The organism is Ruania alkalisoli (assembly GCF_014960965.1).
GTDB lineage: Bacteria > Actinomycetota > Actinomycetes > Actinomycetales > Beutenbergiaceae > Ruania > Ruania alkalisoli.
On record NZ_CP063169.1, the window covers coordinates 1,187,209 to 1,202,228 of the forward strand.

The 15,020-nt window shown below is 69.0% G+C and carries 14 protein-coding genes; 10 read left to right on the top strand and 4 right to left on the bottom strand.

The window, feature by feature from the left end:
* The first annotated feature begins 18 nt into the window (after positions 1-18).
* A complete protein-coding gene (gene folP / locus IM660_RS05000; protein WP_246465261.1) occupies positions 19-828 on the top strand; it encodes a dihydropteroate synthase in 810 nt (269 codons plus the stop codon).
* Positions 825-1,532, top strand: coding sequence for a pyrimidine reductase family protein (locus IM660_RS05005; protein ID WP_193498304.1), 708 nt, complete (start codon positions 825-827; stop codon positions 1,530-1,532). Before folP ends, IM660_RS05005 begins: the two co-directional genes overlap by 4 nt.
* 122 nt (positions 1,533-1,654) lie before the next feature.
* On the opposite strand, the gene IM660_RS05010 is transcribed toward IM660_RS05005, so the two are convergent.
* On the bottom strand, positions 1,655-2,647 hold the full coding sequence (locus tag IM660_RS05010; RefSeq protein WP_193498305.1) for a hypothetical protein: 993 nt from the start codon (positions 2,645-2,647) through the stop codon (positions 1,655-1,657).
* Entirely contained in the window at positions 2,644-3,297 is a 654-nt protein-coding gene (locus tag IM660_RS05015) for a Pr6Pr family membrane protein (RefSeq protein ID WP_193498306.1), read from the bottom strand. The genes IM660_RS05010 and IM660_RS05015 overlap by 4 nt, the downstream gene beginning before the upstream one ends.
* A 213-nt stretch (positions 3,298-3,510) precedes the next feature.
* Here IM660_RS05015 and IM660_RS05020 point away from each other — a divergent pair, with 213 nt between their 5' ends.
* The 8 genes from IM660_RS05020 (at position 3,511) to IM660_RS05055 (ending at position 11,761) form a co-directional block, all read left to right on the top strand.
* Positions 3,511-3,759: a type II toxin-antitoxin system VapB family antitoxin gene (locus tag IM660_RS05020; protein ID WP_193498307.1), complete on the top strand. Its 249-nt coding sequence runs from the start codon at positions 3,511-3,513 to the stop codon at positions 3,757-3,759.
* Positions 3,756-4,145, top strand: a complete 390-nt coding sequence (locus IM660_RS05025) for a type II toxin-antitoxin system VapC family toxin (RefSeq protein WP_246465146.1) — start codon at positions 3,756-3,758, stop codon at positions 4,143-4,145. The genes IM660_RS05020 and IM660_RS05025 overlap by 4 nt, the downstream gene beginning before the upstream one ends.
* Before the next feature lie 131 nt (positions 4,146-4,276).
* Positions 4,277-6,082, top strand: a complete 1,806-nt coding sequence (gene metG / locus IM660_RS05030) for a methionine--tRNA ligase (RefSeq protein ID WP_193498308.1) — start codon at positions 4,277-4,279, stop codon at positions 6,080-6,082.
* Positions 6,072-6,980 carry a TatD family hydrolase gene (locus IM660_RS05035; protein ID WP_193498309.1) on the top strand — a complete coding sequence of 303 codons (909 nt, stop codon included), beginning with the start codon at positions 6,072-6,074 and terminating at the stop codon, positions 6,978-6,980. The genes metG and IM660_RS05035 overlap by 11 nt, the downstream gene beginning before the upstream one ends.
* A 142-nt stretch (positions 6,981-7,122) precedes the next feature.
* The gene (locus IM660_RS05040) at positions 7,123-8,199 is read left to right on the top strand and encodes an aggregation-promoting factor C-terminal-like domain-containing protein (protein WP_193498310.1); all 1,077 of its coding nucleotides are present in this window, start codon (positions 7,123-7,125) and stop codon (positions 8,197-8,199) included.
* Between the two features lie 215 nt (positions 8,200-8,414).
* The gene (locus tag IM660_RS05045; RefSeq protein ID WP_246465147.1) at positions 8,415-9,659 is read left to right on the top strand and encodes a resuscitation-promoting factor; all 1,245 of its coding nucleotides are present in this window, start codon (positions 8,415-8,417) and stop codon (positions 9,657-9,659) included.
* Positions 9,660-9,890: 231 nt separating this feature from the next.
* Positions 9,891-10,778 (top strand): 16S rRNA (adenine(1518)-N(6)/adenine(1519)-N(6))-dimethyltransferase RsmA, encoded by an 888-nt coding sequence (rsmA, locus tag IM660_RS05050; protein ID WP_193498311.1) that lies wholly within the window; start codon positions 9,891-9,893, stop codon positions 10,776-10,778.
* Entirely contained in the window at positions 10,775-11,761 is a 987-nt protein-coding gene (locus tag IM660_RS05055; RefSeq protein WP_246465149.1) for a 4-(cytidine 5'-diphospho)-2-C-methyl-D-erythritol kinase, read from the top strand. Before rsmA ends, IM660_RS05055 begins: the two co-directional genes overlap by 4 nt.
* An 11-nt stretch (positions 11,762-11,772) precedes the next feature.
* On the opposite strand, the gene IM660_RS05060 is transcribed toward IM660_RS05055, so the two are convergent.
* Positions 11,773-13,188, bottom strand: a complete 1,416-nt coding sequence (locus tag IM660_RS05060) for a hypothetical protein (protein ID WP_193498312.1) — start codon at positions 13,186-13,188, stop codon at positions 11,773-11,775.
* On the bottom strand, positions 13,181-14,989 hold the full coding sequence (locus IM660_RS05065; RefSeq protein ID WP_193498313.1) for an ABC-F family ATP-binding cassette domain-containing protein: 1,809 nt from the start codon (positions 14,987-14,989) through the stop codon (positions 13,181-13,183). The genes IM660_RS05060 and IM660_RS05065 overlap by 8 nt, the downstream gene beginning before the upstream one ends.
* Between the last annotated feature and the right edge of the window lie 31 nt (positions 14,990-15,020).

The window sequence follows — 15,020 nt, forward strand, 5'->3', positions numbered from 1 at the left end:
GCCCGCCGAACAGCCGTGATGGCGATCGTGAACCGGACCCCGGACTCCTTCTACGACGGCGGACGCACCTTTGCGCTGCGGGCTGCGGTGGACGCGTGCCTGGCCGCCGTTGCCGACGGCGCGGACTGGGTGGACATCGGCGGGATGGCCTTCTCCCCGGACACCCCCGAGGTGAGCGCCGCGGAGGAACTGGACCGGGTGCTCGGCGTGATCGAGGCGGTGCGCGCCGCCAGCGACGTGGTGATCTCGGTGGACACCCAGCGGCCCGAGGTGGCACGGGCCTGCGTGCTCGCCGGGGCAGACGTGGTCAACGACACCACCGGGCTGCGAACCGACGGTATGGCGCAGGCTGTGGCCGAGACCGGGGCGAGTGTGGTGATCGCGCACTCGATCGCGCAGCCGCACCGCCACCATCGACGTCCGGAATATGGCGACGTGGTCGGCGAGGTGGCGGCGTTCCTCAGCTCACAGGTGCAGGTGGCGCTCGCGGCCGGGGTGCCGGCCGAGCGGATCATCATCGACCCGGGGCACGACCTGAACAAGAACACGCGGCACTCGCTGGAACTGGTGCGCCGACTCGAGGAGATCACCGCGCTCGGGTATCCGACGCTGGTGGCGCTCTCGAACAAGGACTTCGTGGGGGAGACGCTGAACCGGGAGCGCCCGGAGCGGTTGTGGGGAACCCTCGCGGCCACTGTCATGTGCATCGAACGCGGGGCGCGGATCGTGCGCGCCCACGAGGTGGCGGCCACCGTGGATGCGGCGCGGATGGCCGAGGCGGTGCTGGGGCTGCGGGAGCCTGCCTACCTGCGGCACAACGTGTCATGAGCGCGTTCACGGAGGAGGAACTGCTCGCCGCCTACTCGGTGGCCGATCGGGACGAGGCGCACCTGCGGGCGAACATGATCGCCAGTATCGACGGCGCTGCCACCCATGCGGGACTCTCCGGCGGGCTGAACAGCCCCGCCGACAAGCAGGTGTTCGACCTGCTGCGGCGCCTGGCGGACGTGGTGATCGTCGGGGCCGGGACGCTGCGCGCCGAGGGGTACGGGGGACTGCGCCTGGGCGAGGTAGACGTGGCCTGGCGCCGCGAGCGCGGGCTGGCCGATCACCCGGTGCTGGCGATCGTCTCCTCCCGGCTCGCGCTGGACCCTGGCTCAGCGCTGTTCACTGAGGCACCTCAGCGTCCGCTCGTGCTGACACACGGGGAGAGCCCCGGCCGGCAGCAGGCCGCGCTCGCGGAGGTTGCGGAGGTCGTGCTCTGCGGGCAGGGCGCGGTGGACCCGGTGCGGATGCGGGCCGAGCTCGTTGATCGTGGACTGACGCAGATGCTGTGCGAAGGCGGCCCGCACTTGCTCGGCACCCTCGCCGCCGCGGACGTGCTGGACGAGTTGTGCCTGACCCTCAGCCCGCTGCTGGAAGGCGGGGATGGCCTGCGCCTGACACGGGACGCGCCGCTCGTGCACCGGCCGATGCGCCTGGCCGGGATGCTGCGGGCGCAGGACATGCTGTTCTTGCGGTATCGGTGCTGAGCGCCGCGTGCGGTGAGGAGCATCCCGCGCGAGGGTGGCCTCAGTGTCGTTGCGAATGCGCTGTTCGACACTCAGACCGCCCGCGTTGCGGGTTTCGCATGCACCCGTCTGGCCGCGACCGATCACGCGAGCGGCAGCCCGGACCCCGCCTGAGCCCGCTCGTCGTGGAGATCGATGACCTGCTGCTCGACCGCGTCCGGGGCGGGCCCGCCGGTGGAGACGAGGGTGCAGGTGGCGTGGCCCTCGCTGGCGGAGGCATATTTCTGTAGCCACGGGTTCACGATGTGCCCGAACCGCTCGTACGGATACGTCACGGTCAGGGCCCGGTGCCCCACGCGCCAGGGCTTCGGCGTCAGACGTGCCCGGTAGGTCTCGTGGGTCGCGCACAGGGTCACGTACAGCGGGTCCGAGTCCAGCTCGCGCAGCAGCTGCTCGGCCTCCGGACTGCCGGGATGCAACCGGGCCCCGGTGACGATCACCCGCAGTCCCGCGGCCGTCCGATAGGTCCGGAATCCCCAGTGTGGATGCCGGGCCGCCACTGCCTCGATCGTCGCCAGAGCCGCCGCACCTGCTCCCGTGGCGACAGTGGGTGCCGTGTGCGGGGCAGTGCGGGACGGCGTGCCATGCGGGTAGGGCGCTGGAGTGGCGATCAGATCGGATGTGGACCGTCGTCCGAACAGCCGGGCGAAGAAGCCACGCTTCGGCTCCGCGGTGGGCCCGCCCTGCCGAGGCGTACGGTCGTGCCGGGGTCGTCGGTCCTGCCGCATGCCCCGACCGGACGGAAGATCGACATCGGCGATCAGCACCGCGTCGGTGTTGAGCACCTCGGCGCCGTACCGGTTCCGGGTGATCGCGGCGATCAACTCACCGTCACTCCCGGTGACCTCCATCAGGATTTCCTCCCGCAAGGGAACCCGGGGGTAGTACCCGCCGCGGGCCAGCTCCCGCCCGGCACGAACCGCCGCAGCCGCCTCTTCCAGGCGCCGCCGGGCAACCTGCGCCGCCTCAGTGAGCGACGAGGTGGACCACCCGTGGAGGGTGAGGAAGAACTCCTTGCCGTCCGGGGAGTGCACCTCGCCGGTGGCGTCGGTCCAGAACCGAGGCAGGGGCTTCATGCCTGCACCCTACGGTCGCGAACGCCCCGCAACCAGCGGTCTGCGAACCAGACGGCCACGAACAGCACTGAGAAGAGCAGGAGGACCCCCAGGCAGGTGATCGCCACCGCGGGCCACCCCTCGGCCCGGAAGTTGACGAACGGGTAGGGGAACCAATCCGTGATCCCGCCGACGATGAGGGTCGCCGCGAGCCAGAGAACCGGCCACACCGTTGCGCCGACCACGGCCAGGACGTCGACCCGTGACCGTGGACCCACCAGCAGCCACCCCGCCACGCACAACACCGGCACGACCACGTGCAACATCGTGTCCGCGACGAACGACCAGCCGCTCAGATCCAGCAGTGGCCGGAGCAGGAAGAAATGCACCAACCCGGTCACCGTGATCCCGACCACGCCGGCGAGTCGCACGATCCGGAACACCCGTCCATCGCGCTGCGGGTCCAGCCCGAGCATGACCGCCGAAACCGCGACGAGCACATTGCTCTGAATCGTGAAGTAGGAGATCAATCGCCACAGCCGGGTCCCGAGCGGCGGCACCTCCGTCGCGAGCAGCACCGCCGCACCGGAAGCGGAGAGCACCAGCTGCAGGGTCAGCGCGCTCAGGGCCACCACAGCGGTCACCACATGAACGCAGCGAGCGAGGGACACGAGCCCATCTCCTCCCCTGGCGACCACCCACCTGGATGCTGCCCCCATCGGGCCGCATGCGCGTGGCTACAGTGTCACGCTCGATCCTAGACGGACCCGGGCGCACTGATGCGGAAGGTCCTGGGTGCGCAGGACACCCTGTGCCCGAGGAGTTCGCCCGGACCTGCGCCAAGAAAGATGTCATGGAAGAAAGAAAGATAGTAATCTTCCTCAATGGCGCTCAACATCAAGGATCCGGAGACGGACCGGCTTGCCCGAGAGCTCGCCGACCGGATGGGGGTGTCCATCACGGCCGCCCTCAAGGCTGCACTCACCGACAGGCTCGCGCGCACGACTCCGAAGGTAGACGTGGTCTATACCAGCCTCGTCGCCGTCGGTGAGCGAGGGAGGGCGCGAGCGGTGCTGGACGATCGTCCTGTCGATCAGATCATCACGTATGACGACCACGGTCTGCCGGCGTGATCGCCGTTGACACCTCGGCACTGGTCACCATCGTTCTGGGGGAGCCCGAGCTCGAACGATTCGCCGCGATCATGGCCAGCAGACCGTGCGTGGTGAGCACTTCCAGCATCACCGAGGCAGCGCTGGTGGTCCAGACACGCCAGGGACCGGACGCCGTCGAGGATCTGCGGCGAGTGCTTCAGCAGGCGAAGGTCGAGATCGCCCCGGTGGACGAGGAGCAGGCGTGGTCGGCCCACGCTGCCTGGCAGCGGTTCGGCAAGGGAAGGCATCCTGCCGGGCTCAACTACGGTGACTGCTTCTCCTATGCTCTGGCGAAGACTCGCGCGGTACCCCTGCTCTACCAGGGGGAGGGCTTCACGCAGACCGACATCGAGCCGGCGCGCTGACGCCGGACTGTACTGACAGCAGGCCTTGCTGGCACCAGGCCTGGAGCAGTCCAGTTGCGGCAGCGAGAGATGTCGGCCGTCGCCGCCGACGCGCGGCTGGGGTAGGGCCCATGACCACTAGGATCGAGTCTATGACCCACATCCTCTCGGCCGTGGCGTGGCCCTACGCCAACGGCCCCCGGCACATCGGTCACGTTGCAGGTTTCGGCGTCCCCTCGGACGTTTTCAGCCGGCACATGCGGATGGCGGGTCACGACGTGCTGATGATCTCCGGCACCGATGAGCACGGCACCCCGATCCTGGTGCAGGCCGAACAAGAAGGCGTCTCCCCGCAGGAGCTCGCGGACCGCTACAACCGGGTGATCGTGGAAGACCTCACCTCCCTGGGGCTGTCCTACGACCTGTTCACCCGTACCACCACGCGCAACCACTACGCCGTCGTGCAGGAGATGTTCCGCACGGTGCACAAGAACGGGTACATGGTGGAGAAGACCACCATGGGTGCCATCTCGCCGTCGACCGGGCGCACCCTGCCGGACCGCTTCATCGAGGGCACCTGCCCGATCTGCGGCTACGACGGCGCCCGGGGTGACCAGTGCGACAACTGCGGAAACCAGCTCGACCCGATCGACCTGAAGAACCCGCGCAGCCGCATCAACGGCGAGACGCCGAAGTTCGTCGAGTCCAACCACTTCTTCCTTGACCTGCCCGCCTTCGTGGACGCCCTCGCCTCCTGGCTGGAGACCCGCAACGGGTGGCGCCCGAACGTGCTGAACTTCAGCCGCAACCTCCTCGAGGACGTACGTCCCCGAGCCATGACGCGCGACATCGACTGGGGCATCCCGGTGCCGCTGCCGGGCTGGGAGGACAACCCCAGCAAGCGGCTGTACGTCTGGTTCGACGCCGTGATCGGCTACCTGTCCTCCTCGATCGAGTGGGCTCGGCGCCAGGGCACCCCGGAGGCCTGGCGGGACTGGTGGACCAACCCCGACGCGCGCTCGTACTACTTCATGGGTAAGGACAACATCACCTTCCACTCCCAGATCTGGCCGGCCGAGCTGCTGGCCTACGACGGCGGAGGCTCGCGTGGGGGAGAACCTGGCACTTTTGGTTCGCTCCAGCTGCCGACCGAGGTGGTGAGCTCGGAGTTCCTGAACGTGGAGGGTCAGAAGTTCTCCTCCTCCCGTGGCGTGGTCATCTATGTGCGCGACATGCTCGCCCGCTATCAGCCGGACGCCTTCCGCTACTACGTGGCGGCCGCTGGCCCCGAGAACCAAGACGTCGACTTCACGTGGGAGTCGTTCCTGAGCCGCACCAATGACGAGCTGGTGGCCGGCTGGGGCAACCTGGTCAACCGCACGGCGAGCATGGTGGCGAAGAACTTCGGTGAGATCCCGTCGGCGGGCGAGCTCGCCGACGTTGACCGGGACATCCTCGCGAGCACGAACAAGGCCTTCGCCACGGTCGGGTCCGCGATCGAGGCGAACCGGCAGCGGCATGCCATCTCGGAGGCGATGCGAACCGTCGCCGAGGTGAACCGGTACGTGTCCGAGACCCAGCCCTGGAAACTGAAGACCGACCCGGAGCGCCTGGCCACCGTGCTGCACACCACCACCCAGGCGGTCAGCGACTGCAATACGCTGCTCGCCCCGTTCCTGCCGCACTCCGCCCAGGACGTGCACACCACCTTGGGGGGTAGCGGGACCTTCGCTCCGCAGCCGCGGATCGAGGAGGTCACCGATCTGGACGACGACTCCCGCCACTACCCGGTGATCACGGGGGACTACCGAGGTGAGTCCGGTTTCCCCGCGTGGGAGTCACGGCCCGTCGCGCCCGGAACTCCGATCGCCAAACCGACCCCGGTGTTCACCAAGCTGGACGACTCGATCGTCACCGAGGAGCTGGAGCGGCTGCGCGAGAAGGCCGATGGCGCGTAAGCGCGAGAAGGGCTTCCCGCCCGCTCCCGAACCGCTTCCGATCGCCGTGGTGGACAACCACACCCATCTGGAGTCCATCGCTGGCATCCTTCCCGACGACGTCCCCGACCCTGGTCTGACTGGTCACCTCGAGCAGGCCCGCGCGGTAGGGGTGACGGCGATGGTGCAGATCGGTTGCGATCTGGACTCTGCCCGTTGGAGCGTGCACGCAGCCCAGCAGCATCCCGAGCTCGTTGCCGGGGTGGCGATCCACCCGAACGAGGCCGTCCTGCACGCAGGCGTCCGAGAGGTGGCCCCCGATGGTCTGGAGCCAGATCCGCAGGCCCGGCACGAGAAGAGCTTGGATGAGGCTATCGCCGAGATCGCCGAGCTGGCCCGGGTAGATCGAGTACGCACGGTGGGGGAGAGCGGGCTGGACTACTTCCGCGCCGGTGAGCAGGGACGTGCGGCCCAGCGGGAAGCCTTCCGCGCGCACATCGCACTCGCCAAAGAGCTGGACCTGCCGCTGCAGATCCACGACCGGGAGGCACATGAAGATGTGCTTGAGGTGTTGAAGCAGGACGGTGCGCCGCGGCGTACCGTGTTCCACTGCTTCTCGGGGGACGCCGAGATGGCCGCTGAGTGCGTGCGGCGCGGCTACTACCTCTCGTTCTCCGGCACCGTCACCTTCAAAGCGGCCGAGGAGCTCCGCTCGGCAGCGATGCTTGCGCCGGCTGAGCAACTGCTCGTGGAGACGGACGCGCCGTACCTGACCCCACATCCCTATCGAGGGCGGCCCAACGCCCCGTACCTGGCCGCGCACACGCTACGGGTGCTCGCCGAGGTGCGTCAGGAGAGCCTGGAGAGGCTCTGCGAGAGTGTCCGGACGACGTCGGAACAGCTCTACGGACCCTGGTGAAGCAGGTGAGCCGGTCGTGACACATCCCACGATGCGGGCAAGATCCGACCCGGAATCTGGCATATCAGGTCACGAATCGGTTACGGTCAGGGAGCGACCCATCCCTCCTGGGCCGCTCAAGGCAAGAACAGGACCCCTCCCCGTGCCCCAGAGCAACACCACGTCCCGCCACCGCGCAGACGCCCCAGTCACCACCACCCTGCCCCGTCCCATCCGTCGTGCGATCGGCGCTGCCGGTCTTGCCGTCGTCCTGGCGGGCTCGCTCGCGTTTGCGGCGACGCAGTCCTCCTCCGGCGACAACATGGCTGAGCAGGCGAGTCTGGCCGGTGCCGGGCAGTACAGCGTCGACCGGACCGACTACTGGAACCAGGTTTCCCGTGGCGGGGACAGTGCGCGCGAGGCGCTGAACGAGGCGGGGGAGTCTGTCTCCTTCACCGTGACTGTCGATGATCGCGAGGTGGACATCACCTCCAACGCGCGGACACTGGCCGACGCTCTCATCGAGAACGGCATCGTCGTCGGTCTGGATGACAACGTCTCGGTCCCGATGAACAGCCTGCCCACCGAGGGCGCGGATGTGCAGATCGAACGCGTGGGCACCGTGTTCGGCACGGAGACCGAGACCCTCGAATACGAGACCATCGAACGCGAGACCTCCGCTCTGGAGCGGGGGGAGACGCGCACCGAGACCGAGGGCCGCGAGGGAGCACGGGTCATCGCGTACACCGCCGTGTACGAGGGCGGTGAGGAGATCTCCCGGACCACGACCGCCGAGATCCTGGTGTCGGCGCCGGTGGATGAGGTCATCCTCGTCGGCACGGCTGCGCCGCAGCCTGCCGCACCCTCCAGCTCGTCGAGTGCGTCGGATTCCGAGTCGGACTCCAGCGAGTCATCAGCGCCCAGCGGCAGTTACTCCGGGAGTGACCCGCGCTCCATCGCCCGCCAGATGGTCGAGGCACGTGGCTGGGGCAGCGATCAGTGGAGCTGCTTGGACTCCCTCTGGCAGCGCGAGAGCAACTGGAACCCCTACGCCCAGAACCCGACGTCGGGGGCCTACGGGATCCCCCAGTCGCTGCCTGGTTCGAAGATGGGCTCGGTTGCCTCGGACTGGCGAACCAATCCGGTCACCCAGATCACGTGGGGCCTGAACTACATCTCCGGCCGGTACGGCACCCCCTGTGGTGCCTGGGGCCACTCCCAGTCTGTGGGCTGGTACTGAGCCGGGAGTGACCGCGTCCGGACGACCGAGCGTGGCGCGCGGCAGCACCACGTGCGCAGGCTCACAGCCGCCCGCCTCGACCACTGCATAACGATTGGGTTACATTCGACAGGTCGCGGGCCCTGGTGAGGGTGCTGATCTGCGCCTCCTGCCCGACAGCGGCGCCTGTGTGCCGCTGAACGTCTGAAACCCCCTCCCCCTCCAGAGGATGTCTTGTGTCTTTCTTCCGCCGCACCGCCGAGCCCAGCCCCGCCGATCCCGGGGAGTCCTGGGACGTGCCAGAGACCGAGGCGCAGCCATCGCCCCCCGCTCACGGCCGTCGCCGACGGGTGATCGTGGGAAGCGTCGCTGCGGTCGCGCTCGTGCTCGGCGGCTCCACCGCCGCGATCGCCGCCGCGCACAAGTCCGTCGAGATCGACCTGGACGGCCAGACCTACAGCCACAGCACCTTCGCCGGGGACGTCGACGGACTGCTCGATGAAGCCGGTATCGACCTCGGCCCCCACGATGAGGTCGTGCCCGGCGTCGACGAGCGCCTGACCGACAACGCCGAGATCGTCGTCCGGACCGCCCAGCAGCTGACGATCACCGAGGGAGGCCAGGAACGAACCATCTGGACCACTGCCCTCTCCGCAGCCGGTGCGCTCCAGGATCTGGCCGCCACGGGGCGCGAGGCATCAGTGGTGGCGTCCCGGTCTTCCGACGGGCGAGCCGACCTCGACCTTCCGCTGGCGGTCGATGGCGAGATCGTCATCGCCGTCGACGGGGAGGAACGCACCGTGAACGCCGACGGCGCCGTCTCCCTCGCCGAGGTGCTGCTACGCGCTGAGGTCGAGCTCGCAGCGCAGGACGACGCCACGGTCACCAGCGCCGACGGTGACGTCCTCGTCACGGTGACCCGCCGGTCGACCGAGACCGAGACGCAGACCGAGGTCATCGAGCACGAGTCCGCCGAACGTGGAACCGATGAGCTCTACGTCGGCCAGTCCCGGGTGGTGCAGGACGGTCAGGACGGTGAACGCACGCTGGAGATCGTCAACCAGCTCGTCAACGGCGAGGTGGTCAGCACCAAGGTGACCTCCGACGAGGTCACGACCGAACCGGTCACCGAGATTACCGAGGTCGGGACTGCCGAACGCCCCGCCCCGGAGCCCACCACGTCCAGCAGCTCGGGCAGCTCCAGCTCCTCGGGTTCCTCTGGTGGGTCGAGCTCGGCCGGCAGTGGCGTATGGGCGGCTCTGGCTCAGTGCGAGTCCGGTGGCAACCCGCAGATCGTCAGCTCCAACGGCCTCTACTACGGGCTGTACCAGTTCTCGCTGAGCACCTGGCAGTCGGTGGGCGGTTCAGGCTTGCCGACCGAGGCGTCCGCAGCCGAGCAGACTCAGCGCGCCCAGGCGCTGCAGGCCCGCTCCGGTTGGGGGCAGTGGCCTCACTGCGCCGCCCAGCTCGGTCTCCTCTGAGCCCAGTCCACTCCAGAAATCGCTCGTCGATCTGGCTGCTCACGAGCAGCCAGATCGACGAGCGATTTCAGGTACCGCTGGCGAAGAGGCGAGGGTGGCAGCCAGATCGACGAGCGATTTCAGGTACCGCTGGCGAAGAGGCGAGGGTGGCAGCCAGATCGACGAGCGATTTCTGGGGGAGTGGGTACGAGCGTCGCGACCGACCTTCACGCGGCCGACTAGGCTCGCCCCGTGACCACCCCCAACCCGGCCGGCGAGACCGTCCACCTGCTGACAGCCTCCGACATCCGGGCCCTGGCGTCGCGCCTGGGAATCCGTCCTACCAAGACGCTCGGTCAGAACTTCGTCACCGACGGCGGCACGGTCCGCCGCATCGTGCGCACGGCCGGTGTGACGCCATCGGACACCGTGCTGGAGGTGGGCCCGGGGCTGGGCTCGTTGACACTTGGACTCCTGGAGACCGGGGCACGGGTGATCGCCGTGGAGATCGACCCCACCCTCGCCCGCGCCCTCCCCGGTACTGTCGCCGAGCACGCACCGGTCGCCGCGCAGCGGCTCACCGTCGTGACCGCTGACGCCATGCAGGTGACCGAGCTCCCGGCCGTTCCGACCCGTCTGGTGGCCAATCTGCCCTACAACGTGGCCGTGCCGGTCCTGCTGCACCTGCTGGAACGGTTCGAATCCCTGACCGAGGTACTCGTCATGGTGCAGGCCGAGGTGGCCGACCGGCTGGTCGCCGGCCCCGGATCGCGCACCTACGGCATTCCCTCCGCCAAAGCCGCCTGGTACGCGGCCGCCACGCGTGCCGGGTCGATCGGCCGCACCGTGTTCTGGCCGGTGCCGAACGTGGATTCCGCGCTGGTGCGGATGGTCCGCCGTGACCCGCCGGCGGTGGCGGTGAGCCGGGTGGCAACCTTCGCCTGCATCGATGCTGCCTTCTCCCAGCGTCGCAAGACGCTACGCTCGGCGCTGTCCGGGTGGGCCGGATCGGCGACACTCGCCGAGCAGACGTTGCGGGAGGCAGGGGTGGACCCGAGGACCCGAGGTGAGCGCCTCGACATCGCCCAGTTCGCTGCGGTGGCCGCTGCCCGTGGTGCCGTGCGCGAGGCAGAGCGGTGAGCGAGCCGATCGGTGAGGCGGCGGCCGCCGGCGCCGTGCATGTGCGTGCCCCCGGCAAGATCAACCTCGTGCTGAAGGTCGGTCCGCTCGCCGACGACGGATATCACCCCCTGGCCACCGTCTTCCAGGCTGTCTCGCTGTATGAGGACGTGATCGCCACCCCGGCCGAGGAGATCGAGATCTCCGTGACCGGTCGTCACGCCGAGAAGGTGCCGACGGACGAGTCCAACCTCGCCCACCGGGCCGCTGCGCTGCTCGCCGAGGCGACGGGCACCGCTGAAGGTGTGCACCTGCGCATCACCAAGAACGTCCCCACCGCGGGCGGGATGGCCGGTGGATCGGCCGACGCCGCCGCCGCGCTGCTCGCCTGTGACCTGCTCTGGGAGACCGGACTGGCGCGCGAGGAGCTGGGGCACCTGGCCGCCGAGCTGGGCGCGGACGTGCCGTTCGCTCTCACGGGCCAGACCGCCCTCGGCCGCGGCCGAGGGGACGAGCTCACCCCGGCACTGGCACGGGGCCGCTTTCACTGGGTGCTGGCACTCTTCGATGAGGGGCTGTCCACGCCGGAGGTCTTCTCCACCTGGGACCGGCTCGCCGTCGCGCAGGAATCGTCGCGGAACGCCGCAACGCGTCCGGCGGACCCAGTGCCAGAGCCGCTGGACGTGGGTGAGGAAGTCATGCAGGCGCTCGTCTCCGGCCAACCTCACCGCCTCGCCGAGGTTCTCGTCAACGACCTCACCGTCGCGGCCACCGAACTGCGCCCCGCCGTCGGAATCGTGCAGGAGCAGTCGCTCGCAGCCGGCGGGCTGGCCGCTGTGGTCTCCGGTTCCGGGCCGACCGTGGCCACACTCGCCGCAGATCACGCCAGCGCGCTGGAACTGGCCTCGCAGCTGCGGAGCAAGCAGGTGGCAGACGAGGTGCTCGTTGTCACCAGTCCTGCCCCCGGGGCCAGGCTCGTCGAACCGGTCCGCGACAACGTGTAGGACGACGTCACTCAGGCGGCGTCGGTGCTGTCGCCCGACAACGCCGGTCCTACGCGTGCCGCCCGCACATTGCCGTCGGAGTCCTTCGTGTCCCGTGGGAGCACCGGCCATCGTCGCAGCAGAAGGTTGCGTAGTTCCGCGTCAGCCTGGTTGACCATCGAGGTCCATAGGAACGCGATCGTCAGCAGGCCCACTGCCACGGCCGTGATCAGCACCGCCGGCCACCGCAGGCCGGCGAAGAGCGTCGTCGATGCGGCAAAGATGTCCATCGGCACGGTCGAGAGGATCATCCACACGGGCCCAAGCACGAGGCCGATCCCGGCGAGAGCAGCCAGCACCTGCGCCATCGGCACCGACCGGTGCTCGGCGTAGGCTGCCAGCACGGTCGGCTCCGGTCTCGCCGCCTGCGGGTCGACCACGACGCGGTGCAGGTACCGGCGCTCAGCGGTGATCCCGGCGCCGGTGACCACGTTCCCGATGGCGGCTCCCGCGAGTACCGCCACGATCAGGGCCGCGAATCCCCACATGCCGAGGTCGACGAGTTGTTCGGTCCCGTCGTCGAGTGTGGCTCGCGGGCCGGCTGACCCGCCGGGCCAGCGCTCCGCATCCGGATGCGTCACCACGATCAGCGCCTGCAGCAGCAGCAGCGCCGCACCTGCAAGCGCCCCGGCCACGCCGGTGATCCGCGATCCGATCCGCACGCGCGGATCTCTCCCGGTGTTCCCTGCTGCGGGCAGCACTCCATGGCGCCGGGCGTGCGACCAGGCGGCCGTTTCGTCGGAGGTGGTCCAGTGCGCCGCGATCTGCTGGCGACGCTCCCGGTGCGCGGGGAGGGTCACGCGGTGGATGTGACGCAGCCCCGCAATCACCACAACGGTCAGCGCCCCGCAGGCGAGGCCGACGAGCAAGCCCTCGCCCCAGCCCTCGACCACGGCGTACCCGATGAGCATGAGCGCGAAGAGGCCGAACACGCCGATCGTCATGATGAGGAACCCGATGATCGGCATGTTCTCCGTCACCACCCGTTCGACCTGCAGCGGCGCCGGCACCGCCTCCCGCGAGGCGCCATTGCGGGCAGCCGTCACCAGCGCATGGGAGGTCGAGATCCGCTGGACCGCCAGGGCCAGGCATACCAGTGCGCCCACCAGGTAGCCGAGTATCAGCAGTACGAGCAGGCTCAGCCGGGTGGTCTGGTCCACGGCATCCACGACGGCGCTGCTCACCTCCCCTCCCATGCCCAGGTCGTAGAGCGCGTCCCAGAGGATTCCCTCCTCGGCGAGCAGACCCGACGCGAAGACCGCGCCGAAGGCCGCCAGCAACCCTGCTGCCATCGGGACCAGCGTGCGGCGCGCGTCCCGCGCGATCGTGCCGGCCAGACCCAGGGGGTATTCACGCCAGTGGTGAGTGCTCACCGGGGTCTCAGACATGCTCACTCAACTCCAGCCACTGCTCTTCCAGTTCCTCCTGCTCGCGCTGCAGGGCCCGGATGCCCTCCATCTGCTTCGCCAGTCCCTCGTAGTCGGACTGGTCGTGGTCGGCCAGGGCGGTCTGCCGCTTGCCGATCTCGGTGGATACCTTCTCCATCCGCCGCTCCACGGAGGTGAGCTTCTTCTGCGCGGCCCGCAGTTCTGCCCCGCTCAGACCCGGCTGTGCCTGAGTCGGGGAGTCCGTGAGCGCTGCAGACCTCGCTCCCGAGCCAGAGCTGTGACGCTGCTGCTCGTGCCGCAGCCGCAGGTACTCGTCCACCCCGCCGGGTAGGTGACGCAGGCGCCGGTCGAAGATCCCGTACTGCTGATCGGTGACGCGCTCGAGGAAGTAGCGGTCGTGCGAGACCACGATGAGTGTGCCCGCCCACGAGTCCAGAAGGTCCTCCATGGCCGCGAGCATGTCGGTGTCGAGGTCGTTCGTCGGCTCGTCCAGGATCAGCACGTTCGGCTGGTCGAGGAGGATCAGCAACAGCTGAAGCCGGCGCTGCTGCCCACCGGAGAGGTCCTTGACCGGTGTCGACAACTGCGCGGAGGCGAAGCCCATCCGTTCCAGCAGCTGACCCGGCGTCAGCTCTGCCGCCTTCGAGCCCGTACCGAGGGTGTAGCTGGTGCGCAGCCGTCCGATCACCGTGCGGACCGGCTCGTCCAGGTGCGGATCCAACTCATCCATACGCTGGGTCAGTGTGGCCACCTTGACCGTCTTGCCGCGCTTGACCCGGCCGGTGCTGGGTTGCACAGCGCCGGAGATCAGCCCAAGCAGCGTCGACTTGCCGGCTCCGTTCACCCCGAGGATGCCGGTGCGTTCGCCGGGGGCGATGCGCCACTCCACGTCGCGCAGCACCTCATGGTCGCCGTAGGCCACGGAGACGTCCAGCAGGTCCACCACATCTTTGCCGAGCCGTGCCACGGCGAGCGACTGAAGTGTGGTCGGGTCACGAATCTCGGGCACATCGGCGATGAGGGCGTTCGCGGCGTCGATGCGGAACTTGGGCTTCGACGTCCGCGCGGGCGCACCGCGCCGCAGCCAGGCCAGTTCCTTGCGGGCGAGGTTCTGCCGCTTGGCCTCGATGGCGGCGGACTGCCGGTCCCGCTCGACGCGCTGCAGGATGTACGCCGCGTAGCCGCCGTCGAAGGGCTCCACGATCCGGTCGTGCACCTCCCAGGTGAGGGTGCACACCTCGTCGAGGAACCAGCGGTCGTGCGTCACGACCATCAGACCGCCGGAACTGGCCGACCACCGTCGCTTCAGGTGCTCGGCCAGCCAGGTGATCGCCTCCACGTCCAGATGGTTGGTCGGTTCGTCCAGGGCGAGCACGTCGTACTCACCAGCCAACAGCCGCGCCAGCGCCACTCGGCGGCGTTGCCCGCCGGAGAGTGAGCCCACGCGCCCTTCCCAGGGCACATCCGTCAGCAGCCCGTTGACGACGTCGCGCACCTTGGCATCGCGGGCCCACTCGTGCTCGGGGCCGTCGCCGACGACGGTGTGGGAGACCGTGTCCTCGTGATCGAGGGTGTCGGCCTGGTCGAGCACACCGATGGTGACCCCGCCACGTACGGTCACCCGCCCGGAGTCAGGCAGGAGACGGCCGGCGAGCATCGCCATCAGGGACGACTTGCCGTCGCCGTTGCGTCCGACGATGCCGATGCGGTCTCCCTCGTTGATCCCGAGGGAGACGGAGTCGAAAACGGTCTTGGTGGGGAAATCGAGATGCAGGGCTTCAGCCCCGAGAAGGTGCGCCATATCGCCTCATAGGCTACCGGCGTCGTGCGAG